The organism is Erysipelothrix sp. HDW6C, assembly GCF_011299615.1.
In the GTDB taxonomy this organism is placed as follows: domain Bacteria; phylum Bacillota_I; class Bacilli_A; order Erysipelotrichales; family Erysipelotrichaceae; genus Erysipelothrix.
Genome location: NZ_CP049861.1, coordinates 42,936 through 69,602, shown reverse-complemented (window position 1 = coordinate 69,602; position 26,667 = coordinate 42,936). Strand labels below are relative to the sequence as shown.

Sequence of the window (26,667 nt, the reverse complement as noted above, 5' to 3'; positions counted from 1 at the left end):
GATTTGAAGAATACCTTATTTGACATTATAATGAAACAAAAGGGGGTTGCCATGGAAGTAGATAAATATATTGCTGGGTTTGACCCAGAGGTTCAAGAACGGTTGCAAATTGTCCGCCAGACGATTCGAGAGGTAGTGCCGGATGCGGAAGAAGTCATCTCGTATGGGATGCCAGCCTATAAATTAGGGAAAGTGTTAGTTTATTTTGCAGCGGGCAAACATCATATTGGATTTTATCCAACGCCATCCGCAATCCTGGAGTTTGAACCTGAACTTCAAGGGCTAAAATATTCGAAAGGTGCTGTACAATTTGCCAATGACAAACCGTTACCGTTGGAATTGATTCGCAAGATGACAGCGTTTCGAAATCATGAGGTAAATCAGAAATAAAGTGTCCTTTCACAAACTGAACGACGGTCAGTATAGCCTTTGTAGAGTGGTTCTAAGGTGATTTTTTGTTGAAAAATGATGATGAAAGCGATATTCATCCATAATTTGATAAAAAAACGATGTTTTGCTGTTGATTTTTCGTGTTTAAAAGAGCATAGTGAGTTGGTACGAAATTTTTAATAGGAGAAAAAAATGAAGGAATTAGAAGCGTTAGAAGATTGTAGCGAGGTTCATCGCGCATTGCCCGATGAAGTCCTTGGGACATTAGGTATTAGTGATCGCGGATTGACTGCTGAACAGATTGCAGCGCAAACTGAAAAGTATGGAAAGAATAAACTTAAAGAGGTTAAAGGAAAACCATTAATCCTCGTATTCTTATCCAATTTCACAAGTATGATGGCGCTCCTACTTTGGGGTAGTGGAATCATTGCTATTATTGCGGAAATGCCACAGTTGGGGATTGCTGTGTGGAGTGTCAACTTAATTAATGGATGTTTTAGTTTCTGGCAAGAGTTTCAAGCTGGAAAAGCAACCGATGCCTTAAAGGGAATGTTGCCATCTTACGCACGTGTTATTCGTGATGGGGAGGAACTTCAAGTTTTCGCTGAAGATTTGGTTCCGGGTGATATTGTCCTTATTGGTGAAGGTGATAAGATTTCTGTGGATGGACGCTTGCTCGAAAGTAATGATTTGCAAGTGGATCAATCAACATTGACAGGAGAATCAAATCCTGTACGGAAATCAAGTGATGCTGTGCTAAAGGACGGTTTATCTCCTTTTGAAATATCAAACATGATCCATGCTGGGACCGCGGTTTCAAGTGGAACAGGGAAAGCAGTAGTAACTGCCACAGCAATGGAAACACAATTCGGTAAAATTGCTGATTTGACTCAAAATATGGAAGAGGAATTGAGTCCTTTACAAAAAGAACTCGATGTCCTTACAAAACAAATCTCTTTAATTGCATTGAGTATTGGTGTTGTATTCTTTGTTGTTTCACTCTTTTTTGTTAAAGAGACATTCGCAAAGGCATTTATCTTTGCATTAGGGATGATTGTTGCTTTTATTCCCGAAGGATTATTACCTACAGTAACATTATCATTAGCGATGGCAGTTCAACGTATGTCGAAAGAACATGCCTTGGTTAAGAAACTATCTGCTGTTGAAACCTTGGGATGTACAACTGTAATCTGTTCCGATAAAACAGGAACACTGACACAAAATGAGATGACAGTCAGTGATATTTGGTTAAAAAATGGCCGTTATAAAGTTACCGGTCTTGGTTATGAACCTGTTGGAGATATCCAATTGGATGATGTGTCTGTTTCTGTAAAAGAAATCAGTGATTTGGATAAACTTGTTCGCGCAGCAAGTCTTTGTAATAATGCAAAAGTATTAGCACCAAACGAAGAAAGTGAACGTTATACGGTTTTAGGAGATCCAACAGAAGCCTGTCTTTCAGTTGTTGCACAAAAATCTGGATACGATCTTGAAGCATTGTACAGAGAAGCACCACGTCTTCGTGAGCTGCCTTTTGATTCAACACGTAAACGTATGGCTACGATTCATCAACTTGATGGGGAACGCTTTGCATTTGTTAAAGGGGCTCCAAAAGAAGTTTTAGAATTATCAAATACGATTGAAGAAAATGGTGTTGTTCGTCCAATTACGGATGCAGAACGTCAAGAAATTATGGATGCAAACGACAGCTATGCACGCCAAGGACTTCGTGTTCTTGCCATTGCTTATCGTCCATTAAAAGGAGTCGAAGGACTACCACACGCAATGAGTGCCTATACACCAGAACTTATCGAAGAAGATATGGTGTTTGTTGGATTGATGGCGATGTCAGATCCTGCGCGTCCTGAAGTTAAGGATGCTGTTGCACTTTGTCGCCAAGCAAGCATTCGTATTATTATGATTACGGGTGACTATGGTCTAACCGCAGAAAGTATTGCGAAACAAATTGGTATTGTTCAATCATCACATCCACGTGTTGTAACTGGACAAGAATTATATGGCATGAGCGACGATGAACTCAAAGAAGCATTAAAAGATGAAATTATCTTTGCACGTGTTGCTCCAGAGCAAAAATACCGTGTTGTTGCTAACTTGCAAGAGATGGATCACATTGTTGCTGTTACTGGTGATGGTGTAAACGATGCTCCTGCGCTTAAGAAAGCAGATATCGGTGTTGCAATGGGGATTACAGGAACAGACGTTGCGAAAGAAGCCGCTGATGTTATCTTAACGGATGATAACTTCGCTTCAATTGTTAAAGCAGTTGAAGAGGGGCGTGCTGTCTACAGTAACATCCGTAAGTTCTTAATGTACATCCTAAATAGTAACATGGCCGAAGCTGTACCTTCCGCCGCATTCTTATTCTCACGTGGTTTAATCCCACTCCCACTTACGGTCATGCAAATTCTTGCCATTGACTTAGGAACAGACATGTTGCCAGCGTTGGGCTTGGGTACTGAGTTACCTGAAGAGGGTATCATGCATGTACCACCACGTTCACGTAATGATTCCTTATTGAATAAACCAACCGTGTTTAAAGCATTCTTCTGGTATGGTTTAATCGCTGCAGTCTTCTCAATGCTTGGTTACTTCTGGATTAACTTCAAGAATGGTTTCCCAGGTGTTCCACTCGCAGCTGAAGGTCTTGTTTATCGACAAGCGACAACAATGGCACTTGCAGCAATTGTATTCAGTCAAATTGGTGCAGTAATCAGTTGTCGTACTGAGAGCCAATCGGTCTTCAAAATCGGAATCTTCAGTAATAAAAAAATACTATTCGGAATTGTCTTTGAAGTCTTATTAATGGCAGCTATGATGTATGTGCCATTTATGCAATCAATCTTCGATACTGCACCTTTAGGAATTATCGAATGGATCATGCTTGCGATCATTCCATTCCCTGTGTTCTTCTTGGATGAGTACCGTAAAAAATTAGTTCGAGCAAAAAACAAAAGGGAGGCAATGTAATATGAAAGTAATTATCGTTGGATGTGGCCGTATGGGTTCAACCCTGGCTGTTGAATTATCAAAGAATAATCATGAAGTTACCATCGTTGACTTGAAATCAGAAGCACTCGATGCCATCGACCCAAGCTTTACAGGCCGTAAGGTCCAAGGACTTGGTTTTGATAAGGATGTACTTGAGAGTGTTGAAATCGACCGTGTGGATGCAGTTGTTGCATGTACAAGCAGTGATGTAAGCAATGCACTCATTGGACGTATTGCAAAGAACATGTACCGTGTTCCGCAAGTTATTTCTCGCTTATACGACCCTAAAAAGGCACAAATTTATAACATGTTAGGACTTCAAACAATCTCTACAACTGACTGGGGAATTAAACGCGCTATCGACTTACTAAACTTCAGTAAGATTGGCTCGGTATTGTCACTGTCCGATGGCGATGTGGAAATTATCAAATTACAAGTTCCTGAACTTCTTGTTGGAAAAATGGTTGATGAAATGAACCAAGCATTATCAAGTACGGTTGTATGTATTGTTCGTAATAACAAAGGCATGATCCCTACAAAAGGCATGACATTTGAACGTGGAGACAGTGTTTATGTTTCTGCATTGAGTGAATTTATTCCCGAATTAACAGAAAGAGTGGGTTTATAATATGAAAAAAGTCATTATTATTGGTGGTGGCCAAGTTGGTGCCTACCTTGCAAACCTCTTGATCGAAAAGAAATGTGAAGTGCTTATCGTCGAGAACAGACCCTCAGTATTGGAACGCCTTTATCAAGAATTCGATGCCAAACTGATTATTAAAGGGGATGGATCCGATACACAAATCCTTGAGAAAGCACAAATATTCGAGAGTGACACCGTTGCTGTTGTCACTGGTAGTGATGAGGTAAACCTTGTTGCAGCTACAATCGCTAAATATGAATACGGTATTGAACGTGTCATTGCCCGTGTAAACAATCCAAAAAATGATTGGTTGTTCACAATTGAAATGGGTGTTGACAAGAAAGTAAATCAAGCAGATTTACTGGGTCACTTCGTGTTTGACGAAATGCTATAAAAAACAAAGAGCCATGACTGAATATTCCGCAGTTATGGCTCTTTCTCGTTTGCCTGTTAAGGACGCTCTTTACGAAATGAAATGATATCAGCATCATGACACTCAAAGAGACGGCCTCTTTTGTCTGAAAAACAGTGACGGCGTGCATTGGTTGCCAATTCAAGTTCAGATTGAATGTAATTCATATTTACAAGTGCCTCCGTGATTCCCACAATGCGTAAAGTGTAATAGTGATCAAATTCAAAAGTATGCATAATCTCCTCCTCATGGTAGGGAAATCATAACAATCATGATGTTAATTGAGTGTTAATCATCGTGTTAACATTCGGTTAACATCGGATAGTGTAGATTTAGGAGGCAAAGGAGAAATAGAAAATGTACATACTACGAAATGCAATGAGTAATATCAATAGAAACAAGGGAAGAATTCTTTTAATTGGAATTGTAACAACAGCCTTAATTGCGGTTGCAACTGTGGCATTCTCAATTAATACAACGACGAATGCCCTTAAAGAAGACTATAAAGAACGTTTTGGATCTGAAGTCTTTGTCCAACCTGATTTTGAGAAAATACAAGAGAGTAATGGAACGATGATGTTTGAGGACATGAGTAATGAACTTAAAGTAAAACTTGGAAAATCAGAACATCTCAAAGAATCAACATTTATTTATTCTGCGATGGCCTCAGGAGAAGATATCGATCCCATTGAAGACGAAAAATCGGCAAATGGAAATGGCGGTATGTCAATGGCAATTCCCAATGATGGGGGAGAAGCCGTTAATCCGGAATTTCAAATTAAGGGCTATTCACATGAGAAAGACATCCGTGGTTTTGCTAATGGTGAGCGTAAACTAACGTCGGGTTCGCTAACAGAAGAGGCTAATGCTGCAATCATCAGTGAAAATCTTGCCAAAGAAAATGATTTGAAGATTGGTGATAGTTTAAAATTAAAATTGCTCAATGGTGAAATCATAGAGTTGAAAATTACAGGATTATATCAAGATATGACGCAAGAAGAGATAATCTATGGTCCGGTTATGGATCCGAAAAACGAAATTATTGTAACGTTTGCGACTTTGGAAACGATGGCAAATAAAGATAAAGACGGTAACAGTATTTGGTTAGATGCCACATACATGCTCAAGAACCCTGACTTACTCGAAGCATTCACGGAAGAAGCACGCGCCCAAGGGATGCCAGAATCTATGAAGATGGCTACAGACGAAATGTCATACAATCAAATCGTGAAGCCAATGGAGACCATTTCAGAAAGCTCAATGTTGTATCTTACAATCATCCTCGTATTTGGGGCGGGTCTCTTAATTACATTGAGTGTTCTAACTGTTCGTGAGCGTAAGTACGAAATCGGTGTATTACGTGCAATGGGAATGAAACGTGGTAGAGTTGCTCGAGGTCTCATTTACGAATCACTGATCACAACTGGATTCGCATTGTTAATCGGAATAATGCTCGGTGCAATGGTTTCAAAACCAGTTGGAGACTACATGCTTGCAAATCCATCTAAAAATGACAACATGGGTTATGGTGTGGTAATGATGAACAGTGGTGGGAATAATGATGTTGAGGAAACAAAAGAATTCAATCCCGCATTCACACCACAACTTGTTGCTCAAGTCTCCGGACTCGCGCTTGTAATCTCAATGGTTGCAACATCAGTAGGGGTAATCTATGTAATGCGCCACGAACCAATGCAAATTTTGGCAGAAAGGAATTAATCATGACAATTTTAAATTTAGAAGGTGTATCGTATAAATATGATGGAACACAAAACAACGTAATTGATAACATTAACGTTCAATTTGAGAATGGTAAAATTTATGGAATCGTTGGAAAATCTGGAGCAGGTAAAAGTACGTTGCTCTCATTACTTTCGGGGCTTGATATTGCTAGCAATGGCGTTATTGCCTATGAAGGAAGTAACTTAGCGACGATGGACCGTGATGATTACAGAGCGAAGAGCATTGGCGTTGTTTTCCAACAATTTAACTTACTTACCAATGCGACGGCCATTGAAAATATTGTTTTATCGATGGAGATCGGTAAAAGTGATGTAAAAGATAAGAAGGCATTTGCCTTAAACTTACTCGAAATGGTTGGTATCGACGAAAGAACCGCCAAACGTAAAGTATTGAAACTTTCGGGCGGTGAACAACAACGTGTGGGTGTTGCCAGAGCGATTGCGAATAATCCTGATTTGGTAATCGCGGATGAGCCAACTGCAAACTTGGACAGTGAGACAGCTGAAGACTTGATGGCAATCTTTACCCGTCTTGCTCATGAAGAGAATAAATGCGTGATTATCGTATCTCACTCAAAAATGATTTCTGATTATAGTGATGAGGTATGGCGTCTTAAGAAAGGTATTCTAACGTTTGAAAAATAAGAAGGAGAGGCAGCGAGCCTCTCCTTTTACATGTAGTTTAATTTTGTATTTCCCACTTTTTTGTTAATTGCCATGTAGATGGTATCGATGAAAAGTAGGTAGGGGGTATACATTGTGGTCGAATACTTCACAACCGTATCATCTTCAAAGGGATATAACTTATAAACACGCGCATAGTTTTGATCGTCAATATCGGCCGAAAGCGTTAGAATAATAATGGGAACATACTTTTGCTTTGCTGCAGTTATGACCTCATTCAACTCATCTTTGAAATAATTGCTTTGATAGAATACAATCACCACATGTTCGTAGGTCATGACATTCTTAATTGTATACATAAGGTGCTCATAATGCGGTACAGAGCGAATATGCTGCAGCAATGTTTCGAGGCGATAAATAATCATGTTTGTTGCATCATGAGTTTTTCCGAATCCGAAGGTGTAGACAAGCTTTGAATTAAGCATGCGATTGGCAATGTAGTTGAGATCGATGGTTGATAAGTTCTCATAAAGCGCTTCATAATATTTGTGGTGGACATTCCACATATCGCGAGCCTCACTGTTGATAGCAATGATGTCGCTTTTTGTGAAGTCTAAAGAGTTTTGAAATTCGTAGAGAAATGCTTTGTAGTTTTCAAATCCAATTTTGTTTATGAAACGGCTGATTGTTGCCGTGGAGATATAAAGTTCCTCAGCGACATCAACAATCCGTGTTTGCTCAAGATTTTTCTTATGAATAAAGTACTTGGCAATGATTTGTTCAGACTCCGTAAACTCGGCGAGATTGTATTCCAAATAGGAGATAATGTTGCGCATATTCGGCACCTGCTTTCATGGGGAAAGTATAACTCTTTATGTAAATTTTTACAACAGATTGTCAAAACGTGTAAATTGGCAGTCAAAATACGCATTGAATCCGCATACATTGGTGTAAACGTTATCAAATCATGATAGACCGATTGTATAAAAAATTCGTTTTGGTATATTAGACACAGTTGGTAAGCGCTACCACGAAATCTTAGGAGAGGAGAACAAAATGGATACCTTAAGATTAATACTTATTTTTGGAACAATACTGACATTCATCGTACTTATGATGAAGAAAAAAGTTCCGACAATTATTGCATTACCGATGATGGGGTTTATCGTTGCATTAATTGCTACGGTGGGAAATCAACCCATGTTGGGACTGTTTGATTATCAAGTTTTAGTAGATGGTGAAATGGTTACGAACCCTGGTATATTTAGTTTTGTAATTACAGATGGGGTTAAGATGATGGCAGGTGCGGTAGCTACCGTTATTTTCGCATCATCATTCTCTAAGTTATTAATGAAGCAAAATGTTATTGAGAAAATCATTAAAACTGCGGCTGAGTATGCGGGAGATCGACCACTTGTGTTGGCACTAGTATTCTATGTCGTCGTATCGGTTATCTTTATGGCAATTGGTGGTCTTGGTGGCATTATTTTAGTAGGTTCGATTATTTTGCCGATTATGTTATCAGCAGGAATTAAGCCGCTTCATGCGGGAACAATATTCTTGTTTGCATTCAGTTCAGGTGGTGTCTTAAACCCAATGAACTATTCGACATTCATTCCGTTGCTGGCACCAATGTTTGGTGACAATGCTGCACAAGCACAACAAGCACTCATCCAAATGTCATGGCCAATGTACATTGTGGCATTCCTTGTACCACTCGTTTATGTATTTAGAAATGTAAAAGGAACAAAGTCGGTGAAATCATGGGCTGCGGACTCAAACATTGGTAATAAAGCAAATGAAGTCAGTGTTGCAGCGATGTTTGCACCGATTGTTCCAGTTGTTATTCTCATCGGATCACAAATTCTCAAGTTCGCAATCCCAGCTGAAATCGCGATTGTGATTGGGATACTGTATGTATTGCTCACAACAAAGTCAAAGAATTCAATGCAGCTCATTACACAAAGTTTCCTTGAAGGAACCCAAGATGTTGCGGGTGTTATCTTATTGATGATTGGTTTGGGTATCTTAATCAAAGGGGTTCAATATCCTGCTGTTCAAGTTATTGTAGGACCATCAATTTCATTCTTAGTACAGTACTTACAAAATCCATTGACCTATGTAATTGGATTTACACTGGGATCATTGCTTGCGCTATATCGTGGACCTTTAAATACATATGGTATTGGGGGTGCGCTTCCTGCATTGTTTGGGGCTGCTGGTTTTAGTCCAATCGCAATCATTTGGGCATTACGCGCCAATGGAAATATGCAAGGGTTTGGAGATCCAACTAACTCGCAAAACATTTGGGTTGCCGATTTTGTTAATGTTGATGTCAATGACATTCTTAAAGAAGTATTGGTTTATGGGATGGTTATTTCACTCCTCATCCTTAGCTACGCAGTCTTTGTAGCACGTATTCCGTTAGCAATTTAAAATTTATTAGAAGGTAAGGTAAATATATGAATCAGAAACAATTTCGAATTGGAATCGATGTCGGCGGGACATTCACCGATGCGGTAATTATTGATAATAAAACACTCGATGTTATCGCAATGAAAAAGACGCCAACCACACATGATAGTGAAGAGGGCGTTGCAAAGGGGATTATCACGATTATTCGTGAGCTTATGGAAGCATATCAAATCCAACCCGAAGAAATCGTCTTTATCTCACATGGTACGACTCAAGCGACCAATGCACTTCTCGAAGGTGATGTTGCTAAGGTAGGAATCATTGGTATGGGAGATGGTGCATCGGCAAAAACAGAGACAAATGTGCTCGATTTGGAACTTGCTCAAAATAAATATCTGCAAGTTAACCATGTTTTTATTCCTTCGAAGGATGTTTCTGATGTAGCAATCAATAATGCGATTGATGCACTTATTGAGATGGGTTCTGAGGTTATTGTCGCAAGTGAGGCATTTTCGATTGAAAAACCAGAACACGAAGAAATGGTTATTGCTGCTGCGAAAAAGAGGGGTTACTATGCAACCGGTGGATATCAAATATCACAACTCTTTGGGTTAAAGTTGCGAACGCGAACTGCAGTAGTGAATGGATCACTCATTCCAAAGATGATGGAAACATCGGATATGACAGAGAAAGTTATCAAGGATCTAGGAATTAAGAAAGACTTGATGATTATGCGTGCCGATGGTGGTGTTATGACTATTGACGAAGTTCGAAAACGTCCCATTCTTACGATGCTCTCAGGACTTGCGGCAGGTATTGCGGGTGCGATTATGCATGAGAAAATATCCGAGGGTGTGTTCTTGGAAATCGGTGGAACATCCACCGATATCTCCGTTATTAAAGATGGACAAGTTATGATAAAAAATGCAAGCGTGGGTGGCCATAAGACCTACTTGAAATCTGTGGATGTTCAGACTACTGCGATTGCCGGTGGTACTATGATTCGAAGTCGTAATGGCGAAGTGCTTGTGGGACCGCGTTCAGCGCACCTTGCGCACCTCCCTTACGAATGTTTTGACTTTCCTGAAGACACCCAAATCACCATTGAACGCATGCAACCCAAAGCCAGTGACCCGGATGATTATGTTGTTGCTGTTGACGGCAACGGTAAACGCTATGCATTCACCGTTGCTGGAGCAGCCAACTATCTGGGATACATCGATGAAACGGACTATTCTTGTGCGACCAGCACGGGTTATAAGGCGGCGTGGGAAGCATTTGCGGCATTCCAAGGTACAGATCCTGTAACACTTGCAACAGAGTGCTTAGACAAGGCAGCAGCTCAGGTGTGGAAGATTGTACAAGAATTGATTCAAGAATATGAGTTAGAAATGTCCTTCTTATCACTCTATGGTGGCGGCGGAAGTGCGGGTGTCCTTACACACTATCTTGGAAAGAAATATGATGTAAAGAGCAAAGTTGTTAACAATGCGCCTTACATCTCCACGATTGGTGTAGCACTGGCGATGATTACGGAAACAATTGAACGATCGGTTGTGAATCCAAATGATGAAGATATTAAAAAAATTCGCACCGACATCATTGATAAAATGCTGGAGATGGGCGCATTAAGAGAAACAATCGAAGTTGCAATTGAAGTCGATTCCTTGAATCATATCCTCATCGCAAATGCGACCGGAACCAATGAAATTAATGCCAACGATAAAACAATTGAAACAAAATCAGACGATGAACTGAAATCTATTGCTATTGGTTCACTTGGATTCGAACAAGCAGATGCTGAGATTGTTTGTCGTAATGAAAGTATTGTCGGCATCGAAGTCGTAAAGCAAGAGAAAAAACTATTTGGAATGATGCGTAAGAAAACACAAGCGGCAGTTGTGCTTTCGGGTGATGGCATTGTAAAGTATCGCCGCCTTGGTGGGGAGCTATTCTATGGACAGAAGCAACAGTTTGAAGAAATCATGACACACATCATGGACAATTATTCCTCGTTCAGTGATGCGGGGCAAACAATTCCTGAACTTCATATGTTTGTAAAATATCGCAGTTTTGATTACTCTGGCTTGATGAACAAAGAACAAGTTGAAGAAATTGCAACAATGGACTTAGAAGGGATTGAGGACGATGAACGCATTATATTCTTGGTTACAAGACGCGGTTAATGTAGCGGATCTCAATGATTATCTGTATTGGTTTGAGTTGGCAGATATAAGGAATGGTGGCGAAAACCTTGATCGAATTTATGCGACATTGAATGACGCAATCGACCTCCACGCATTTGCTCAAGCGCACCAAATTACGATTGAAGTAAAAACGAGTCCCAACGTGGACCTTCATGCGCAATATGATCCAAACAATCACATCATTTGGATCAACACGGTATGGCTTGAAAAGTATCAGCCATTTATTGGAGACACGGATGCTTTAAACCTCCACCTCGCCCATGAAATCTATCATGTCATTGAGGAAAATGGTACATGGTACGATGGGTTAAAGTATAAAATACGGCATGCCATATCCGAAGTGAGTGCATTGTACTTCTCCCAAAAACAAACAAATCTACCATTTCATCCCAAACTGGTTGAATATGCAATCGGATTGGAAGAAGAGAAATATTCAAAAGATGACCTGGTGTCATACTTACGAGAAAGGACTAAAGATTATGAGATTTATCGAAACACTAAAAAATAATGAATTAAGTTTGGTTGTAAGTTGCCCTAAAAATGACTATGCTTTTGCGAAAGCAGCGTGGGAAAATGGTGCAGATGCCGTCAAAGTGCATTTGAATGTGCACCATCATGCCAGTGGGACAGACTTTAAGACTCTTGCTGAGGAACGCGATTTTATTGATCGTTTGATTGCTGATTGCCCAGTTCCGGTAGGTGTGGTTGTCGGAGGAAGTCCAGAAGTTGTTGGCGCAGATATTGCGAATGTTCTCAACACAGATGTCGACTTCTTATCCTTGTACCTTCATGATGCGACACCTGCTGTTGCCAACCAAACAAAAGTAACGAAGATGTTTGCGTGTAACTATACTTACGCATTGGATGAGATAAAGATGTATCAAAAGGTGGGTGCTGAAGTTGCTGAATTAAGTATCGTCCATCCTGACGATTATGGAAAACCACTTACAATGCGTGACATTTTAAACTATAAAATGATTATTGATGCAATTGATATTCCAGCACTGCTCCCAACACAGAAGAAAGTGAAAACGAGCGAAGTTCAAGCGCTAAAAGATATTGGATTTAAAGCGATTATGGTTGGCGCTGTGGTAACAAGCAATGATCTTGATACCTACGCAAAAACAATTAAATCGTTCCGCGACGCAATTGATGCAGCAGTATGAGTAAAGTAGTTGTACTACCAATTGACGATCGTCCATGCCATAACGACTTTATTGTCGATGCGCTGCGATATGTTGATAATGTTTCGCTAGTGATGGCACCAAAGACAATGTTAGGTCACTTTACAAACGGTGGCGATGTTGACGCAATGGCATCGTTCTTAAAAACAACATGCAAGGATGCGGACATGCTTATTGTTTCTGTTGATGGTCTTCTTTATGGTGGCTTGGTACAGGCGCGAACTGCGGAGTCGACAATTGATGCAGATAAATATAAACGGTTGCTTGATACGCTTACTATCTTAAAACAACAAAATCCAAAGCTTAAAATTTATGCATATTCAGTAATTATGAGACTGACAACAACAGTCACGGATTCGAGCCAATTGAAGACGTGGGAATCACTATTTAAGTATTCCCAACTTGTTCACCGGGCCCGAATTGATGCACAGTTTACGAAAGAGTTGCACGATGTGGAAGCAACGATTCCGCCCAAAGCTTTGGAGATGTATTTGAATGCAAGAAAACGCAATCATGCAATCAATCGCGCCAGCGTCAAATTAGTTGCAGAAGGTATTATCGACTATTTGGTACTTGTTCAGGAAGATACAAGCGAATACGGTATGCATGTTGAAGAACAGGCAGCGTTGCGTGCTTTGATTCAGGATTTGAATGTCGATAATGCAGTGAAAATGAAAAATGGTACCGATGAAATGGTCGCGTTACTCATGGCTCGTTTCCTAAATCAACACGGAAGCAGCGTAACGATTGATACACAATTTGTAGATCCAAATTATGTGGCAATCTTTGAGGATAAACCAGCCTTAGTCAATCTTGCTGACTCCTGCGATGTTGCACGACTTACTCAAGGTGAGAGCGAGAATGTGCTCTTAGTGTTGCCAGCTAAGGGGAAGTCCATTGATTTGTGTTTTGAGGCTAAGCCTGATGAAATTCAAGTGGACGATGCGGCAATTGATGCCTATATGAAGTATGCAGGGAAGCCGATCGCAGTGCTTGATTTGCAGTTTGGAAACGGTGGCGATATTCGCTCGCTTGAGCGTGTGATGGAGGCGCTGAAACCAAGACATCTAATTGGATACAGTGCATGGAACACCGGTAGCAACTCAATTGGAACCATCCTTTTGGATATTGTTATTGCCAACCGATACCACGTTAATCCTGAATATGTTGCAATGCGTATTGTTGATGATGCCTTGTATCAAGGTGATGTACGCTCAGTAATCAATCAAGAGATGAAATCGCGCGGCCTTGATGTTTGGGCTGAGAACTATGATGCAGCAATAAATGAAGAAACAACGCAACTTCTTAACAAAACGATTCAACAATATCCCTTTATTGGAGATTATACGGTAAACGCACACTTACCGTGGGGTCGCAGTTTTGAAGTATTGATAGAGGTGAAGAAATATGAAGAAGTATGATGTAATTGTAGTTGGAGGTGGAAGTGCTGGTGTTGTTGCTGCACTTTCCAGTGCCCGTAGTGGAGCTGAGACGCTCTTAATCGAAGAGTTATCAATCTTTGGGGGCACAAATACAAACTCACTTGTTGGACCGCTTGTTCCATTCCTTGGTGAAGAGAACCGACAAATTGTTGATGGTATTCCCCAGGAAATAATTGATCGCCTGCAAGAAATTGGTGGATCCAAAGGACATTTACCCGATCCGATTGACTTCGCCTATGCATTAACACCAGTTGATTTTAGGGCGTTACAAACGGTTCAAGCAAACCTGATAAATGCGCAAGAGAATTTAGATGTCATTATTAACACCAGTGTTGTCAAAGCAAATGTCGAAAATCGCAAAGTTGTATCACTCGAAACAATCAATCGATTTGGTGATCACCGTATTTACAGCGGGGATGTTATCATCGATGCTACGGGTGATGCTGATATCACAACCTTAGCGGGTGCAGATGTCATTGTCGGTCGCGAAAGTGATGGCAAGGGGCAACCGATGACGATGTGCTTTAATGTGGGTAATGTGGATTTGGAACGCGTAAGGGATGATGTCGCTGCGAACCCCGAAAACTTTGCGGTGAGTGAAGCTATTGCAAAGGGTCAGCGCATGGATTATGTTGCGGTCTCGGGATATTTTGAAGAAGTACGGGGGAGTGAAGATTTCCCAATTAATCGCGACCGCCTTCTCTTTTTTGAAGGGGTTCAAGAGGGTGAAGTGGGTGTTAATACAACACGCATCTTAAATCTATCCAGCTTGAATCAAGAGGAATTGCAACAGGCTGCAGCTGAAGGACAGCGTCAAGTCTTGGAACTCTTTAAGTGGTTAAGGAATAACATTGCGGCATTCAAGGATTCCTATATCAAAGATGTGGGTGTCATTGGAGTTCGAGAATCACGTCATATTGTGGGTCATAAGAAACTGACAGAGATGGATGTACTCTCGGGTGCCAAACAAGAGCGATCAATTGCGGTTGGTGCATATCCGATTGATATTCACTCCCCCGATTCAGCCATGATGGAGTTTCTCGAAGAGAATATTGTACGTAACTTTGAAATCGATTTGGATATGTTACTTCCGACAAAAATTGATAACATTATTGTCGCAGGACGTCCAATAAGTGCGACACATGCTGCACATGCTGCAAGTCGTGTTAGTGTTACGTGCATGGCGATTGGTCAATCCGCGGGGATTGTTGCCGCACTCGCTGCAAAGTCCCGTGTAAATGTAATCAATCTAAACTATGATGCAATTAAAACGGCAATCCATCAAATGGGTGGAATTACTGAACGCTAAACAAAAGGTAACTTCATTTGAAGTTACCTTTTTTAAATGCGGGTTAAATTAGTCAAATTCTATGAAGGCATCAACCAATTTGTTTAACTCACTGATACCTGTGCGGATTGCAACTAAATCAAATGTATTGGGAAATGCTTGTGTCATTCGTTCGAGCTTGCCGGTTAGAAAATGAATGATGTTGGTTATCTTATCGGTACCTAAGGGTGTCAGAGATAATATAACGACACGCTCATCGGTATCACTTTTACTTCGGAGTGCAAGATTTGCATTTTCAAGTTTCTTACAGACAGTGGATGCATTGGCTTGAAATATCTTCAATTCCTTTGCGACATCACCGATTGTTTTCAACATTCCAACATGAATTCCAAACATAACAAGCATCTGTTGAACCGTTAGCCCTTCTGACTTGGCTAAGGATTCCATGGCAGTGTTAAAACGACCTTTTACATGTTGAGACGAAACGAATATTTCATTCCATAACTCATACTCACCCATCTGAATCCTCCTTAAGTGTTACTCACTTTGCAATGCAACGACAGGATCTTTCTTCGATGCAATTTTCGCAGGGATATGTCCACCAATCATTGTTAATACAGTACTAATCGCTACTAAGATAATAGCATGAAGTGGTTGTAATTGCGCAACATTCGATAAATCTGTGAGTTGGAAAATGATCGCGTTGATTGGGAATGTGAGTAGATAAGCAATAACGACACCCAAAGTTCCTGAGAATACACCAAGAATGAATGTCTCTGCATCAAAGACACGTGTAATATCTTTCTTGCGTGCACCGAGTGCTTTTAGAATACCAATCTCTTTGGTACGTTCAATCACCGAAGTATAGGTGATGATACCAATCATGATGAGACTAACAACTAATGAGATTGCTGCAAAGGCGATCAAGACAATTGTGATTCCGTCCATAATTCCTTTGGTCATATTTGTCATTGTGCTTGCAAGGTCGGTGTAGACAACGTTATCTTCCGATACTTTACCTTTATTGAAAGCGTCAAGGTAGTCGAGTACTTTATCTTTATTTTCGAAGTCTTTTGGATAAACGGTTACCATAACTGGTTCTTCACTGCCGCCTAGATATGATAAAACTTGTTTCTTTGAGTCATCGTCAATTTTTTCCATGGATAAGATGTTGTAGTCGGCATCTTTTTGCTTGTTGACAATATCTGAGTCTTTTGAAAGTTCGATAATGCGTTGTGAAAGTGCGTCGCTGTAAACAATTCCTTTATTAAGGATGGCGACTTGTGAATCCTTGCCTTGACGGACTACTGCTGAAATGCGTAATGTTATTGCGCCGGAATCGGCGTACATTTCGTCGTAATTATCATTAGGAAGGAAATTTCCAAATCTAGTTTCTTTATAATATGCATTGTTAGGAATCCATTTTACTTCGGTTCCTACAATATCAGAGAATTTCATGGACTCCATGCCATCAATATCAAAGCCAAGACCTTCAAGGAGATTTTCATCGATACGGTTTTGCTCATCGACAACCAAAACTAAATCAGTTTCAGATGCAGGGTAATCACCCGCTAAAATATCATAACTGCCTTCCAAGAATTTCTTTTCAGGATTAATGTTAATAGGGAAGGTTGAAATTCCGGTATTTCCAGATACAACTGCGCCCATTTGACTGTTATTGTTTGCAACTGTGAACGAAACGGGTTGCGCTTTACCATCTACTTCGCGAAGCAGGTTGAGACCCGTAATGTAAGTGTAACCAATATTGCCAGTGTACTCCGGATCAATATCTGACAGGTAATCTAAGAACTCGGCATCAAGTTTGTTTTTGTGAATGAGTTCTTGGTCCTTTGGATTGTAGAGGTAGACTTCATCAGAATCCACGAAGTCTTTCTTCGCAGCAATTCCTTCTTGATACTGTTTCATCGTTTCTTCATCCATATTCATTGCGGATTGCGAAATAATAATCGGGAATTCCGACATTGCATCTGCTTGGAATTTATCAATTTGAATTTGGAATCCAGACGATAAACTCAAGATAACTGCAATCCCAATAATACCGATGCTCGAAGCGAAGGATGTGAGGAATGTACGACCTTTTTTGGTGCGGATATTATTGAATGACAATTTAAGTGCAGTAAAGAAACTCATGCTTGTATGTTTTAGGACAAACTTGTCATCGCGCTCATCACTAACATAAGGATTACTATCAGAGATGATTTTTCCATCTTTAAATTCTACAATGCGATCTGCGTAGTCATGTGCAAGTTCGGGATTATGAGTAACCATGATAACCAAACGGTCGGAGGCGACTTCTTTAATAAGGTCCATAATTTGCGTGCTGGTCTCCGAATCGAGTGCACCGGTAGGCTCATCACAAAGAAGAATCTCGGGGTCATTTGCAAGTGCACGCGCAATCGCAACACGTTGCTGTTGTCCGCCACTGAGTTGATTCGGTTTCTTGTGAAGGTGATCTTCCAATCCCACAAGTTTTAAAACTTCAATTGCTTTTTTATTTTTCTCTGAAGATGAAACGCCACTCAATGTCATACCCATTTCAACGTTTGCAACAATGCTTAAATGGTTAATGAGATTGTAACTTTGAAAAACAAATCCAATTGAATTGTTTCGGTAGGCGTCCCAATCTTTCTCGGCAAAATTGCTTGTATCGCGACCGTTGATAATCAGATGACCGGAGTCGTAACGATCCAATCCACCGATTATGTTTAGGGATGTCGTTTTCCCTGAACCACTCGTTCCCAGGATTGCAACGAATTCTTGTTCTCGGAAAGCTATCGATACATCATTTAAAGCAACAGTGGTAATGTCACCAACAACGTAGGACTTTTTAATATTCTTAAGTTCTAACATACTATAAACCTCTTTCGTATTTGCATATAATTAATATATATACACTATATGTATATGTCGATAATACAGGGCTGTATTTATGAAGTCAACGATTTCACAATATCTTCAGCGAGTATCCGCTTTCATCACAAAGAGTCACATAATTACAAAAAAAAGACTGGTTTTTACCAGTCTTAATGATTAACGGAAAAGCATATTTGCATACGTAGGGAGTGGATACACGTCGTGAGGTAAAATCATTTCGAGTCGATCACAGTGAGAACGTAAACGGTCTAAAAGTGGGCGAATCGTTTCTTGAGCAACTTGCTCACTGGGTGTGGTGTTGATTTCGTCAATTGCGAGGTGCAAAGACTTCATATCGTGATCGATTTCATTGATGATTGTTGTTAAATGATTGCGGTAGTCGCTAAGGTAAGATACGGCAATATTTGCTTCAGGTAATGACAGTAATTCTTTAAGGGCTACCGGCAAGAATCGTGTAGCGATCATTGAAATCATTGTAAGTGCTTCAGTTCGTACCGATTCGATGAATTGTTCGTTGCTAATTTCGGCACGCGATTCAAGTTCGCGTTCATTCAAGATGTTATGATGTGAAAACATCGCAATCGTTTCAGGCGTTGTGAGCGCGTGGATTGAATCTACATAGTGGGCAATATTTGGAAGCCCGCGTTTTGCGGCTTCTTCAATCCATGACTGATGGTATCCATCACCATTAAACATGATGCGTTTGTGTTTTTTGATGAGTTTTTGACAAATCTTCAATGCATGATCACGAGCTTCTTGGACGTATTTAAAAGGCTCAAGTTCCTCGGCAATCTCACTTAAGGATTCTGCCATGCTTGCACAGAGTACTGTGTTAACAAACGCAGAACAAATGGATGAACCTGGCATTCTAAATTCAAATTTATTACCCGTAAAGGCGAAAGGAGATGTCCGATTGCGGTCAGAGTTGTCTTTTGGTGATGCGGAGAGCGATGCTAGGGGTGTGAAGTATTGGATTTCCTTATCCAGTGTTGAAGCATTGGATTTTTCTATTTGCTCAAATATATTTGCCAGAACATCACCCATAAAAATCGATATAATGGCCGGTGGAGCCTCACTGGAACCCAAACGGAAGTCGTTGCTAGGAGTTGATGCCGCGAATCGTAAGAGGTCAGCATGACGGTCTACAGCGCTTAATAGAGCGCAAGCAAATGTCAAAAATCGAATGTTTTCGTGCGGACGATCACCGGGGTCAAAGAGGTTCAAACCCGTATCGGTGATAAGCGAGAAGTTATTGTGTTTACCAGAGCCATTGACATGATTAAACGGTTTTTCATGTAGCAATGCGACTTTGTTATGTTTTAGTGCAACACGCTTGAGCGTCTCCATGACAAGCATATTTTGGTCCACTGCAATGTTGGCATCCGAGTAGACGATTGCATTTTCGAATTGAGCTGGTGCCACTTCGTTATGCTCGACTTTGCTGTAAATACCCAGTTTCCACAGTTCGGCATTTACATCATCCATAAAGTGAACGACATCGGAAGGGATTGCACCAAAGTAATGACCGAATGATTCTTGATCTTTTGCTGCAGACTTTCCAAATAAAGTACGTCCTGTAAAGCGAATGTCATCACGTTGGTTATAGTGTTCTTTTGAAATCAAAAAATACTCTTGTTCTAATCCAACCATAGGACGACATACGCGAACGCTTTTATCACCCAAGGCATTCACAACGCGTGTTGCCTCGATACTGAGAGCTTCCATGGATTTAATAAGTGGCGCTTTTTCATCCAGAGAATCCCCATGGTATGAAATAAATATTGAAGGTATAAAAAGAACATGTCCGCGAATGAATGCAGGCGAAGTGACATCCCAGTAAGTATAGCCACGTGCTTCGAAGGTTTGGCGCAATCCCCCATTAGGAAAACTTGAACCATCTGTTTCGCCCTTAATGAGATTCTTTCCTGAAAAACGAGTAATCGTCATGCCAGTTGAAGAAGGTTCTAAGAAGGCAACGTGTTTTTCCGCGCTAGACCCTGTCATCGGGTGGAACCAATGTGAGTAATGCGTTGCACCTTGTTCCATAGCCCATGTTTTCATGGCGTGTGCAATAGCATCTGCGCTTTCTTTATCCATGGGTTCCTCGCGAATCACTGAGTGTTTCCATTTTAAGAAAACTGGCTTGGGAAGGTACAGCGCCATGACATCTTCACTAAACAATTTCGATCCAAAATCTTGTATTTGTTTATACATACTATTTCTCCTTTATGAGAAGAATAATAAAATAAATTGAGCTTATTGTAAATATAAATTCAAAAATAAACAAAAATTTATAAAAATAATCACAAATTGAACATTATTTTTGGCATTTCGGAGTATTGCTCAAATTACAGAATGAAATGAGAAACGAAAAGTAATTGTTTTTTTAGGAATACCTGTGATAGGATGGAAAAAGGAAAGGAGATCAAAACAGACTATAATCATAGCGCCCGGCTTCAAATGAGTGAAGTGACGAGGAAAGAGGTTTATCGAAATATCGGCGGGTACCTCTTCGGTTTGTGGAATCGTAATATAGAAGGCAAAATCACAAATCTTCTATAAACCACATTACATTTAATAAATAATAAAATTAGATACGAAGGAGTATTTTTTATGTGTGGAATCGTAGGTTTTGTTGGCGGCAAGAATGCTGTCGACGTTTTAATTGCGGGGTTACACCGACTGGAATATCGTGGCTACGATTCAGTGGGTATTGCAACAATGGCACCCGATAGCATTGAGATTGTCAAAACAGTTGGCAAGGTAAAAATGATTGAGCCAATTACAAAAAGAATTCAAGAATCAAACCCAACGATGGGTATTGGCCATACCCGATGGGCAACACATGGTGAAGCGAGTGAGGTCAACTCCCATCCGCATCACAGTAACAATCTTGTTATTGTCCACAATGGTATTATTGAGAACTATGCTGAGCTTCGAACGTGGCTCACGTCTGAGGGATATACATTTCAATCAGATACGGATACAGAGGTTGCTGCGCATCTTCTTGATTATCTTTATGCTACAACCCATGATGCAGTTATAGCTATGAAACGAAGTATGGATTATATGCAGGGTGCTTATGCAATTGCAATGATGGTAAAGGATCAAAAAGAGACCCTTTACGCATTTCGTTGTGGAAGTCCGCTCGTCATTGGGGTTCAAGGCACTGATTATTATTTGGGATCAGATATAACCGCATTTGAATCGTATACGCAACAGTTTATTGAACTGGAAGAAGGGCAAATTGCTGAAATGGGCAGTGAAGGATTTCAAAAGTACGATCAAGATCTTAACATTGTACCCTATACTGTGAAACAAAAGCTCGAGCAGACTGAAAATGTTGAGATGGGTGATTATCCCCATTTCATGCTCAAAGAGATTCATGAACAGCCTGAGATTATTCAAAGAATTTTAGACTATTATACAATCGATGGGAAGATAAACTTACCAATCTCAACCGCGTTTGAAACAATAAAACGCATTCATATCATTGCCTGTGGAACCGCCCTTCATGCAGGATATTTAGGGAAGTATTGGATCGAGCAATCAACAAATTTTGATGTTCTTGTTCATGTTGCGAGTGAATTTCGTTATCAAAGGAATCGATTGGACTCGAAGGATATATTTGTATTTATCTCGCAATCAGGAGAAACAGCGGATACATTGGCATCGTTGCGATTCGTAAAAGAACAAGGGTTGCAGACAGTCGCAATTGTCAATAATGAGCATTCATCCCTTGCGAAGGAATCTGCTATCACCCTTTTTACAAAGGCTGGGATTGAACAATCTGTCGCCAGTACAAAGGCATACAGTGCTCAAGCAATGGTACTGTTGCTCTTGTCAAAGCAGCTGTCAAAAACTGATGAACGCGCTGCAATTCAGCAAATACCGGAGTTGATAATTAAATCAATCGATCAAATGAAAAATATTATGGCTTTGTCAGAGAAACTTGTTTCTATACAGAATGCATTTTACATTGGTCGAGGAGTAGACTACTATCTCGCGCTCGAAGGCTCATTAAAACTGAAAGAGATAACCTACATTCACAGTGAAGCGATTCAGGCTGGAGAACTCAAGCACGGCTCGATTGCATTAATTGATGAGAATGTTGTCACAGTTGCCTTAGTTACACAACCCAATCTCACAGAGAAAAGCCTCAGCAATATCCATGAAATTATCGCACGAGGTGGGAAGGTAATTGTCATTGCACCCGAAGACTTTGATATTCCTACAATGGATTCACTTGACGTGCTAAGAATTCCCACGGTCGATCCGAATCTTACACCTTTTCTTGCGATGATTCCATTGCAACTATTGGCATACCATACGAGCGTTTTGCGAGGATGTGACGTTGATCAACCTCGTAATCTTGCGAAATCGGTTACTGTTGAGTAGGAGCTGTGCTAAAATAGTGTAAAGGTGGTGCACAAATGAAAATTACAAAGCTATCATACCGTCATACTATTTTTACGGAAGCATTTGCAGGTTGGGATTTAAATTTACATTTAATTCGCGGAAACAAAAACAATTACCTAATTGATACGGGTGTTGGATCAAAGAGTGTTATGCCCATTCTTGAATTTCTGGAGAATGATGCAAAACCATTGATTGTCATAAATACGCATTACCATTGGGATCACGTCTTTGGGAATGCCAATTTTAAGAACAATACGATTGTAAGTCATACGTTATGCCGTGAACTTATTGCAGCAGAATGGGATACAATGGTTGGGCAAGCACGCCATCATACAACTGAGACGAGTGTCAAAGTATTGCCTAATCTTACGTTTGATAATGAGCTGCAATTTCCAGAAGATGGTATATTTCTCTTTTACACACCAGGCCACACAATTGATGGCATAAGTGTTTACGATGCTGTGGAGAGAGTCATGAACTTTGGTGACAACCTAGGTGATAATATGGCAACAATTGTCCCTGACTTAGAGACACGTGAAGACGTATACATTCAAACACTTCAAGAGTATAAAAAGTATGCAATTAAAACTGCAATTTCAGGTCATAATATTATTCAAGGACCAGAAATACTCGATGCGATTATTGAAAAAATTTCAAAATAAAAGTTCCTTAGGGAACTTTTATTCGTATGGGTTGATGTCACTCTTGTCAGGTAATAAGAACCAAAGTAGGATATATACCAAGAAACCAGTTCCATAACCAAGTACAAGTAAGGCAAAAATAAATCGAATGATTGTAACGTCAATTTTGAAGTATTCGGATAGGCCCGCACAAACACCAGCTACCATTCCAGTAGATTTGTCTTTGTAGAGGCGCTTATTGCTGTGGTATGCCATAATAGATCTCCTTTAAAGTAAATCTATTATATAACAAATCATCAACAGAATGCACGAGTTATTATACCCATGTGTATATTGAATTATTACTTATCATTTGTAATAGTAATAGTGTAAATAACGGATCCCGGTGAAAACATTTGCTTGGCCATTTGTGACTTTTCCCTCAAGATAGTAAATTTGATATGCGTATTGATTACTTTCGGCACGCGCATACAATTCAGCTGATTCAACACGCCTTCCATTGTAGGTGCTTGGGACATACAGTGATGATCCAAGTGTAACACCTCTCGATTGCGTGACTGTGGAACCAATTGACGCACTGACATCACCAACAGATATTCCTGTAGACGTTGTGACTGAGTAACTGATGGTCACATAATGATCCAGTTTAATTGTTTGTCCTGGAGAGCCTTTGACATAGGGCCCAATACCTTTTGAGTGTGAGTAAGGCCCAGAAACACCACGAACAGACCAGCCCCACCATGCTCTTGAACTCGGCACGCTGATGGCATCGTCGGATTCAAAGGGCACGAAATATTCAACGACATCATAGTCGATACCCTCAACGAGGTGGTCAGAATCATTGTTTGCATTCACAGGAATAAGAAATGCTGTAAACAGAAGTATAACGCATGTGATAATTGAAAATCGATGACTCAGTTTATTTGCTGATTTCATTTTCTTTCCTCTCTTCCTACTATTAAACTAAACAGTAGAAATAAAATACCTAAGAAAATAAAAAAATAAGAAGGATACATAAGAAACTTGAGCATGGGATTTTGAAATAAGAAGGTTTCGATTGTGTAATCATAAATTGTAGGTGCGATTATTGCGTAGCTAGACAAGATTACAGTTGCAGATATCAGACCAAATCCGCTTAATATGCAACCAAAAATCGATAAGTATTTTAAAGATGAAGTATTTACTTTCATTGAATGCCTCCTTTCTTAATTTAAGCATAGGCGAATTGTAATCGCTTTCTGTGGGAAAGTCAATGTCAAAAAGTTGAGAAATAAAGAGTCGAGGAATATTAGGAAAATTTGATAAAAAATCGAATGAATGCAACTTCATAAATTATAGTATGCTGACACGACCGTAAAGGACGAAATAGAATCATAGACGGTAACAGAGAGAAGCTTTTCCATTTTTAATATCATGGAAATACTAAAAAAGGGCATCATTTGATGTGCCCATTAAAAATAATTTTTCTGCAAAATAACCTTGCAAAGATCTCTGATATATTGATATTTTAAGTTGTGTTATATGCAGGACAGAAATGAGTCATTTTACTTGCTGTCTTAAGATAACAGCAGTATGGTTTATAGAGGGTCACCACATGCTTGGTGGCCTTTTTAGTCACTCAAGGATTGTGGCGCATCATTTATGACTGCATCGCTTAGCCATTCAACAAATGGGATGCCGTTTGCTTTAAATGTATAGAATGAGTTGGCTGGACTAATGGTGTGGGTTGTATCTTGAATGCCAGTCTTTCCTTCATTTGTAATGAAGCTGTAATAGTTATCATATTTCCCAAGGTCTTGGAGTGTTTTCTTCATTGCTGACGACCAGGCTTGTTTCGATGTATCATCGATGACGGTTTGATTCAACTGTGACTCAAAAGACATTAATAAGACATCATACATGGTACTGGACTGTAGAAATGTAATGCTTGGATAGTTTCTTAGGTTATATTCAAGTGCCGAAGCAATAAGATCTGCTTGAGGCTTGTATCCAAACGTATTCTCAAAATCTGCATTCCATGTTTGATCAATAATCGTTGGCCAACGCTCCGTTGTTATATTTGAACTATCTATATATGCGTACGTTGGTGTTTGTGGATAATGATCCGAAATTTCAGGTGTCCAGAACGCTGTTGCAAATCCTCCGGCACTTTCACCAGCAATTAAGAGTTTGTCAGGGTTTTGTATGTTTTGATAAGTCCATGCCAAGGCCGCTTGAACGTTCTTCTTACCATTATGAATAACACTCAAGTCATCACGATATTCGATGAGATTGTCACCAATATGAAAGTCTCCGGTTGTATAGGGAACATAAATAATTGTCCAATCGTTAAAGGGGTTGTCAGGATTATCATCTTTAAGAATGCCTCCCATCGTAGCCAACTTGTAATAGGGAATACGACTGAAATAGTTATATTTTCCCTGCATCATATTGAAAATAGTAATCGGAGAATCGGCAGTCTTTTCGTCCCAATTTGCTCCTCCTCCAGAGAAGTAAATCATGACATTGTTGCTGGATCCTTTTTTTGTAAGTAAATAGTAATCCGATCCATCGCTGGATACAACGGTATCATCAAGTTCAATGCGATTCCATTGGTTCAAGGGTGCTTGGGTTATATCTTGAATCTTCGTCGGCTGTTTGATTACGACAAAGAGTACATAACATACTAATAGCGCAATAATAAGCACTAAGATAGCAGTAAAGATAAGAAAGCGTTTTAAATGTTTGTTCATATGTTCTCCAATCGTCTATTTATAGTGTCTAGTGCTGTTAAAGTCAAGTATCGTCAGTGCACCATTCTCTAATGTTAAGGTTGTGCAAGAGTTGGGTTGAATGTCCTCAATAATATGAACGTTTTCGAGTGTCCCGTCTTGAAGCAGTGCTATTATAATTCGAATCGTGATGCGATGGGAGACGATTGCAACGGTTTCATCATTACTTTCATTCAGTAAGGTTATGAATTCTTTAACACGATTGGCAACATCCTGAAAAGATTCTCCATCATTCTCGGGTATATAAGTGAGGGGTTCATTAAAAAACGCGTCCCATTGATGTGGATAATTTGATTCAATCCATTCGTGAGTTTGCCCTTCCCAAGTCCCCATGTTAATTTCTGAGATGGTGTCTTGAACATTGATTTTAGCATGAGGAAATACAAGATGGGCTGTGTCGATAGCCCTTTGTGCACTACTCGAATAGATTTTATCAAATGCGATCGTTCGCAACTTTTCTGATAACTTCTGTGCCTGATAAACGCCTTCATCCGTTAAGTCGGAATTGAGACTGCCTTGCATTTTATGTTCTTGATTCCATAGTGTTTTTCCATGACGAATTATATAAACTGTTTTCATAAAATC

Annotated in this window: 23 protein-coding genes; 14 read left to right on the top strand and 9 right to left on the bottom strand. The window is 39.9% G+C overall.

Annotation, left to right across the window (positions count from 1 at the left end):
- The first annotated feature begins 51 nt into the window (after nucleotides 1–51).
- From G7062_RS00365 to G7062_RS00350, 4 genes are all read left to right on the top strand, one after another.
- Nucleotides 52–390, top strand: a complete 339-nt coding sequence (locus tag G7062_RS00365; protein ID WP_166063942.1) for an iron chaperone — start codon at nucleotides 52–54, stop codon at nucleotides 388–390.
- A gap of 192 nt (nucleotides 391–582) precedes the next feature.
- Nucleotides 583–3,378 carry a cation-transporting P-type ATPase gene (locus tag G7062_RS00360; protein ID WP_166063941.1) on the top strand — a complete coding sequence of 932 codons (2,796 nt, stop codon included), beginning with the start codon at nucleotides 583–585 and terminating at the stop codon, nucleotides 3,376–3,378.
- A gap of 1 nt (nucleotide 3,379) precedes the next feature.
- A complete protein-coding gene (locus G7062_RS00355; RefSeq protein WP_166063940.1) occupies nucleotides 3,380–4,027 on the top strand; it encodes a TrkA family potassium uptake protein in 648 nt (215 codons plus the stop codon).
- Between the two features lies 1 nt (nucleotide 4,028).
- A complete protein-coding gene (locus tag G7062_RS00350; RefSeq protein WP_166063939.1) occupies nucleotides 4,029–4,436 on the top strand; it encodes a TrkA family potassium uptake protein in 408 nt (135 codons plus the stop codon).
- A gap of 56 nt (nucleotides 4,437–4,492) precedes the next feature.
- Here G7062_RS00350 and G7062_RS00345 read toward each other — a convergent pair whose 3' ends face one another.
- Nucleotides 4,493–4,690 (bottom strand): hypothetical protein, encoded by a 198-nt coding sequence (locus G7062_RS00345; RefSeq protein ID WP_166063938.1) that lies wholly within the window; start codon nucleotides 4,688–4,690, stop codon nucleotides 4,493–4,495.
- A gap of 121 nt (nucleotides 4,691–4,811) precedes the next feature.
- Between G7062_RS00345 and G7062_RS00340 the strand changes: the two genes are divergently transcribed.
- Nucleotides 4,812–6,173 (top strand): ABC transporter permease, encoded by a 1,362-nt coding sequence (locus tag G7062_RS00340; RefSeq protein ID WP_166063937.1) that lies wholly within the window; start codon nucleotides 4,812–4,814, stop codon nucleotides 6,171–6,173.
- A 2-nt stretch (nucleotides 6,174–6,175) separates the two neighbouring features.
- Nucleotides 6,176–6,841 carry an ATP-binding cassette domain-containing protein gene (locus G7062_RS00335; protein WP_166063936.1) on the top strand — a complete coding sequence of 222 codons (666 nt, stop codon included), beginning with the start codon at nucleotides 6,176–6,178 and terminating at the stop codon, nucleotides 6,839–6,841.
- A gap of 26 nt (nucleotides 6,842–6,867) precedes the next feature.
- Here the strand turns inward: G7062_RS00335 and G7062_RS00330 are convergent, their stop codons facing one another.
- Nucleotides 6,868–7,656: a MurR/RpiR family transcriptional regulator gene (locus G7062_RS00330; protein ID WP_166063935.1), complete on the bottom strand. Its 789-nt coding sequence runs from the start codon at nucleotides 7,654–7,656 to the stop codon at nucleotides 6,868–6,870.
- 220 nt (nucleotides 7,657–7,876) lie between these two features.
- Between G7062_RS00330 and G7062_RS00325 the strand changes: the two genes are divergently transcribed.
- The 6 genes from G7062_RS00325 to G7062_RS00300 are packed head-to-tail and all read left to right on the top strand — an operon-like array spanning nucleotide 7,877 to nucleotide 15,377.
- Nucleotides 7,877–9,256 (top strand): Na+/H+ antiporter NhaC family protein, encoded by a 1,380-nt coding sequence (locus G7062_RS00325; RefSeq protein WP_166063934.1) that lies wholly within the window; start codon nucleotides 7,877–7,879, stop codon nucleotides 9,254–9,256.
- Nucleotides 9,257–9,282: 26 nt separating this feature from the next.
- Nucleotides 9,283–11,421: a hydantoinase/oxoprolinase family protein gene (locus G7062_RS00320; RefSeq protein WP_166063933.1), complete on the top strand. Its 2,139-nt coding sequence runs from the start codon at nucleotides 9,283–9,285 to the stop codon at nucleotides 11,419–11,421.
- Entirely contained in the window at nucleotides 11,384–11,950 is a 567-nt protein-coding gene (locus G7062_RS00315; RefSeq protein WP_166063932.1) for a hypothetical protein, read from the top strand. Before G7062_RS00320 ends, G7062_RS00315 begins: the two co-directional genes overlap by 38 nt.
- Nucleotides 11,922–12,608 (top strand): hypothetical protein, encoded by a 687-nt coding sequence (locus G7062_RS00310; protein ID WP_166063931.1) that lies wholly within the window; start codon nucleotides 11,922–11,924, stop codon nucleotides 12,606–12,608. Before G7062_RS00315 ends, G7062_RS00310 begins: the two co-directional genes overlap by 29 nt.
- Entirely contained in the window at nucleotides 12,605–14,047 is a 1,443-nt protein-coding gene (locus G7062_RS00305; RefSeq protein WP_166063930.1) for a DUF4127 family protein, read from the top strand. The genes G7062_RS00310 and G7062_RS00305 overlap by 4 nt, the downstream gene beginning before the upstream one ends.
- Complete coding sequence (locus G7062_RS00300; RefSeq protein WP_166063929.1) at nucleotides 14,034–15,377, top strand: FAD-dependent oxidoreductase; 1,344 nt, start codon at nucleotides 14,034–14,036, stop codon at nucleotides 15,375–15,377. The genes G7062_RS00305 and G7062_RS00300 overlap by 14 nt, the downstream gene beginning before the upstream one ends.
- 48 nt (nucleotides 15,378–15,425) lie before the next feature.
- On the opposite strand, the gene G7062_RS00295 is transcribed toward G7062_RS00300, so the two are convergent.
- The 3 genes from G7062_RS00295 to G7062_RS00285 form a co-directional block, all read right to left on the bottom strand.
- Nucleotides 15,426–15,875: a MarR family winged helix-turn-helix transcriptional regulator gene (locus G7062_RS00295; RefSeq protein WP_166063928.1), complete on the bottom strand. Its 450-nt coding sequence runs from the start codon at nucleotides 15,873–15,875 to the stop codon at nucleotides 15,426–15,428.
- Between the two features lie 18 nt (nucleotides 15,876–15,893).
- Nucleotides 15,894–18,227 carry an ATP-binding cassette domain-containing protein gene (locus tag G7062_RS00290; RefSeq protein WP_166063927.1) on the bottom strand — a complete coding sequence of 778 codons (2,334 nt, stop codon included), beginning with the start codon at nucleotides 18,225–18,227 and terminating at the stop codon, nucleotides 15,894–15,896.
- 180 nt (nucleotides 18,228–18,407) lie between these two features.
- On the bottom strand, nucleotides 18,408–20,465 hold the full coding sequence (locus tag G7062_RS00285) for a glutamine synthetase III (protein WP_166063926.1): 2,058 nt from the start codon (nucleotides 20,463–20,465) through the stop codon (nucleotides 18,408–18,410).
- A 399-nt stretch (nucleotides 20,466–20,864) separates the two neighbouring features.
- On the opposite strand from G7062_RS00285, the gene glmS reads away from it, so the two are divergent.
- On the top strand, nucleotides 20,865–22,649 hold the full coding sequence (glmS, locus tag G7062_RS00280) for a glutamine--fructose-6-phosphate transaminase (isomerizing) (protein ID WP_166063925.1): 1,785 nt from the start codon (nucleotides 20,865–20,867) through the stop codon (nucleotides 22,647–22,649).
- 35 nt (nucleotides 22,650–22,684) lie between these two features.
- Entirely contained in the window at nucleotides 22,685–23,332 is a 648-nt protein-coding gene (locus G7062_RS00275) for an MBL fold metallo-hydrolase (protein ID WP_166063924.1), read from the top strand.
- An 18-nt stretch (nucleotides 23,333–23,350) separates the two neighbouring features.
- On the opposite strand, the gene G7062_RS00270 is transcribed toward G7062_RS00275, so the two are convergent.
- The 4 genes from G7062_RS00270 to G7062_RS00255 form a co-directional block, all read right to left on the bottom strand.
- Nucleotides 23,351–23,566 carry a PspC domain-containing protein gene (locus tag G7062_RS00270; RefSeq protein WP_166063923.1) on the bottom strand — a complete coding sequence of 72 codons (216 nt, stop codon included), beginning with the start codon at nucleotides 23,564–23,566 and terminating at the stop codon, nucleotides 23,351–23,353.
- Between the two features lie 93 nt (nucleotides 23,567–23,659).
- Nucleotides 23,660–24,247 (bottom strand): hypothetical protein, encoded by a 588-nt coding sequence (locus tag G7062_RS00265; RefSeq protein ID WP_166063921.1) that lies wholly within the window; start codon nucleotides 24,245–24,247, stop codon nucleotides 23,660–23,662.
- A 674-nt stretch (nucleotides 24,248–24,921) separates the two neighbouring features.
- Nucleotides 24,922–26,043 carry a pectin acetylesterase-family hydrolase gene (locus tag G7062_RS00260; protein WP_166063920.1) on the bottom strand — a complete coding sequence of 374 codons (1,122 nt, stop codon included), beginning with the start codon at nucleotides 26,041–26,043 and terminating at the stop codon, nucleotides 24,922–24,924.
- A gap of 15 nt (nucleotides 26,044–26,058) precedes the next feature.
- Nucleotides 26,059–26,661, bottom strand: a complete 603-nt coding sequence (locus tag G7062_RS00255; protein WP_166063919.1) for a histidine phosphatase family protein — start codon at nucleotides 26,659–26,661, stop codon at nucleotides 26,059–26,061.
- Nucleotides 26,662–26,667 lie beyond the last annotated feature (6 nt).

Coding starts and splice junctions, on each gene's coding strand:
- G7062_RS00275 (WP_166063924.1), top strand. CDS start 22,685: ATGAAAATTACAAAGCTATCATACCGTCATACTATTTTTACGGAAGCA.
- G7062_RS00290 (WP_166063927.1), bottom strand. CDS start 18,227: ATGTTAGAACTTAAGAATATTAAAAAGTCCTACGTTGTTGGTGACATT.
- G7062_RS00360 (WP_166063941.1), top strand. CDS start 583: ATGAAGGAATTAGAAGCGTTAGAAGATTGTAGCGAGGTTCATCGCGCA.
- G7062_RS00345 (WP_166063938.1), bottom strand. CDS start 4,690: ATGCATACTTTTGAATTTGATCACTATTACACTTTACGCATTGTGGGA.
- G7062_RS00270 (WP_166063923.1), bottom strand. CDS start 23,566: ATGGCATACCACAGCAATAAGCGCCTCTACAAAGACAAATCTACTGGA.
- G7062_RS00325 (WP_166063934.1), top strand. CDS start 7,877: ATGGATACCTTAAGATTAATACTTATTTTTGGAACAATACTGACATTC.
- G7062_RS00255 (WP_166063919.1), bottom strand. CDS start 26,661: ATGAAAACAGTTTATATAATTCGTCATGGAAAAACACTATGGAATCAA.
- G7062_RS00350 (WP_166063939.1), top strand. CDS start 4,029: ATGAAAAAAGTCATTATTATTGGTGGTGGCCAAGTTGGTGCCTACCTT.
- G7062_RS00295 (WP_166063928.1), bottom strand. CDS start 15,875: ATGGGTGAGTATGAGTTATGGAATGAAATATTCGTTTCGTCTCAACAT.
- glmS (WP_166063925.1), top strand. CDS start 20,865: ATGTGTGGAATCGTAGGTTTTGTTGGCGGCAAGAATGCTGTCGACGTT.
- G7062_RS00315 (WP_166063932.1), top strand. CDS start 11,384: ATGAACGCATTATATTCTTGGTTACAAGACGCGGTTAATGTAGCGGAT.
- G7062_RS00310 (WP_166063931.1), top strand. CDS start 11,922: ATGAGATTTATCGAAACACTAAAAAATAATGAATTAAGTTTGGTTGTA.
- G7062_RS00320 (WP_166063933.1), top strand. CDS start 9,283: ATGAATCAGAAACAATTTCGAATTGGAATCGATGTCGGCGGGACATTC.
- G7062_RS00305 (WP_166063930.1), top strand. CDS start 12,605: ATGAGTAAAGTAGTTGTACTACCAATTGACGATCGTCCATGCCATAAC.
- G7062_RS00300 (WP_166063929.1), top strand. CDS start 14,034: ATGAAGAAGTATGATGTAATTGTAGTTGGAGGTGGAAGTGCTGGTGTT.
- G7062_RS00365 (WP_166063942.1), top strand. CDS start 52: ATGGAAGTAGATAAATATATTGCTGGGTTTGACCCAGAGGTTCAAGAA.
- G7062_RS00340 (WP_166063937.1), top strand. CDS start 4,812: ATGTACATACTACGAAATGCAATGAGTAATATCAATAGAAACAAGGGA.
- G7062_RS00355 (WP_166063940.1), top strand. CDS start 3,380: ATGAAAGTAATTATCGTTGGATGTGGCCGTATGGGTTCAACCCTGGCT.
- G7062_RS00285 (WP_166063926.1), bottom strand. CDS start 20,465: ATGTATAAACAAATACAAGATTTTGGATCGAAATTGTTTAGTGAAGAT.
- G7062_RS00260 (WP_166063920.1), bottom strand. CDS start 26,043: ATGAACAAACATTTAAAACGCTTTCTTATCTTTACTGCTATCTTAGTG.
- G7062_RS00265 (WP_166063921.1), bottom strand. CDS start 24,247: ATGAAATCAGCAAATAAACTGAGTCATCGATTTTCAATTATCACATGC.
- G7062_RS00330 (WP_166063935.1), bottom strand. CDS start 7,656: ATGCGCAACATTATCTCCTATTTGGAATACAATCTCGCCGAGTTTACG.
- G7062_RS00335 (WP_166063936.1), top strand. CDS start 6,176: ATGACAATTTTAAATTTAGAAGGTGTATCGTATAAATATGATGGAACA.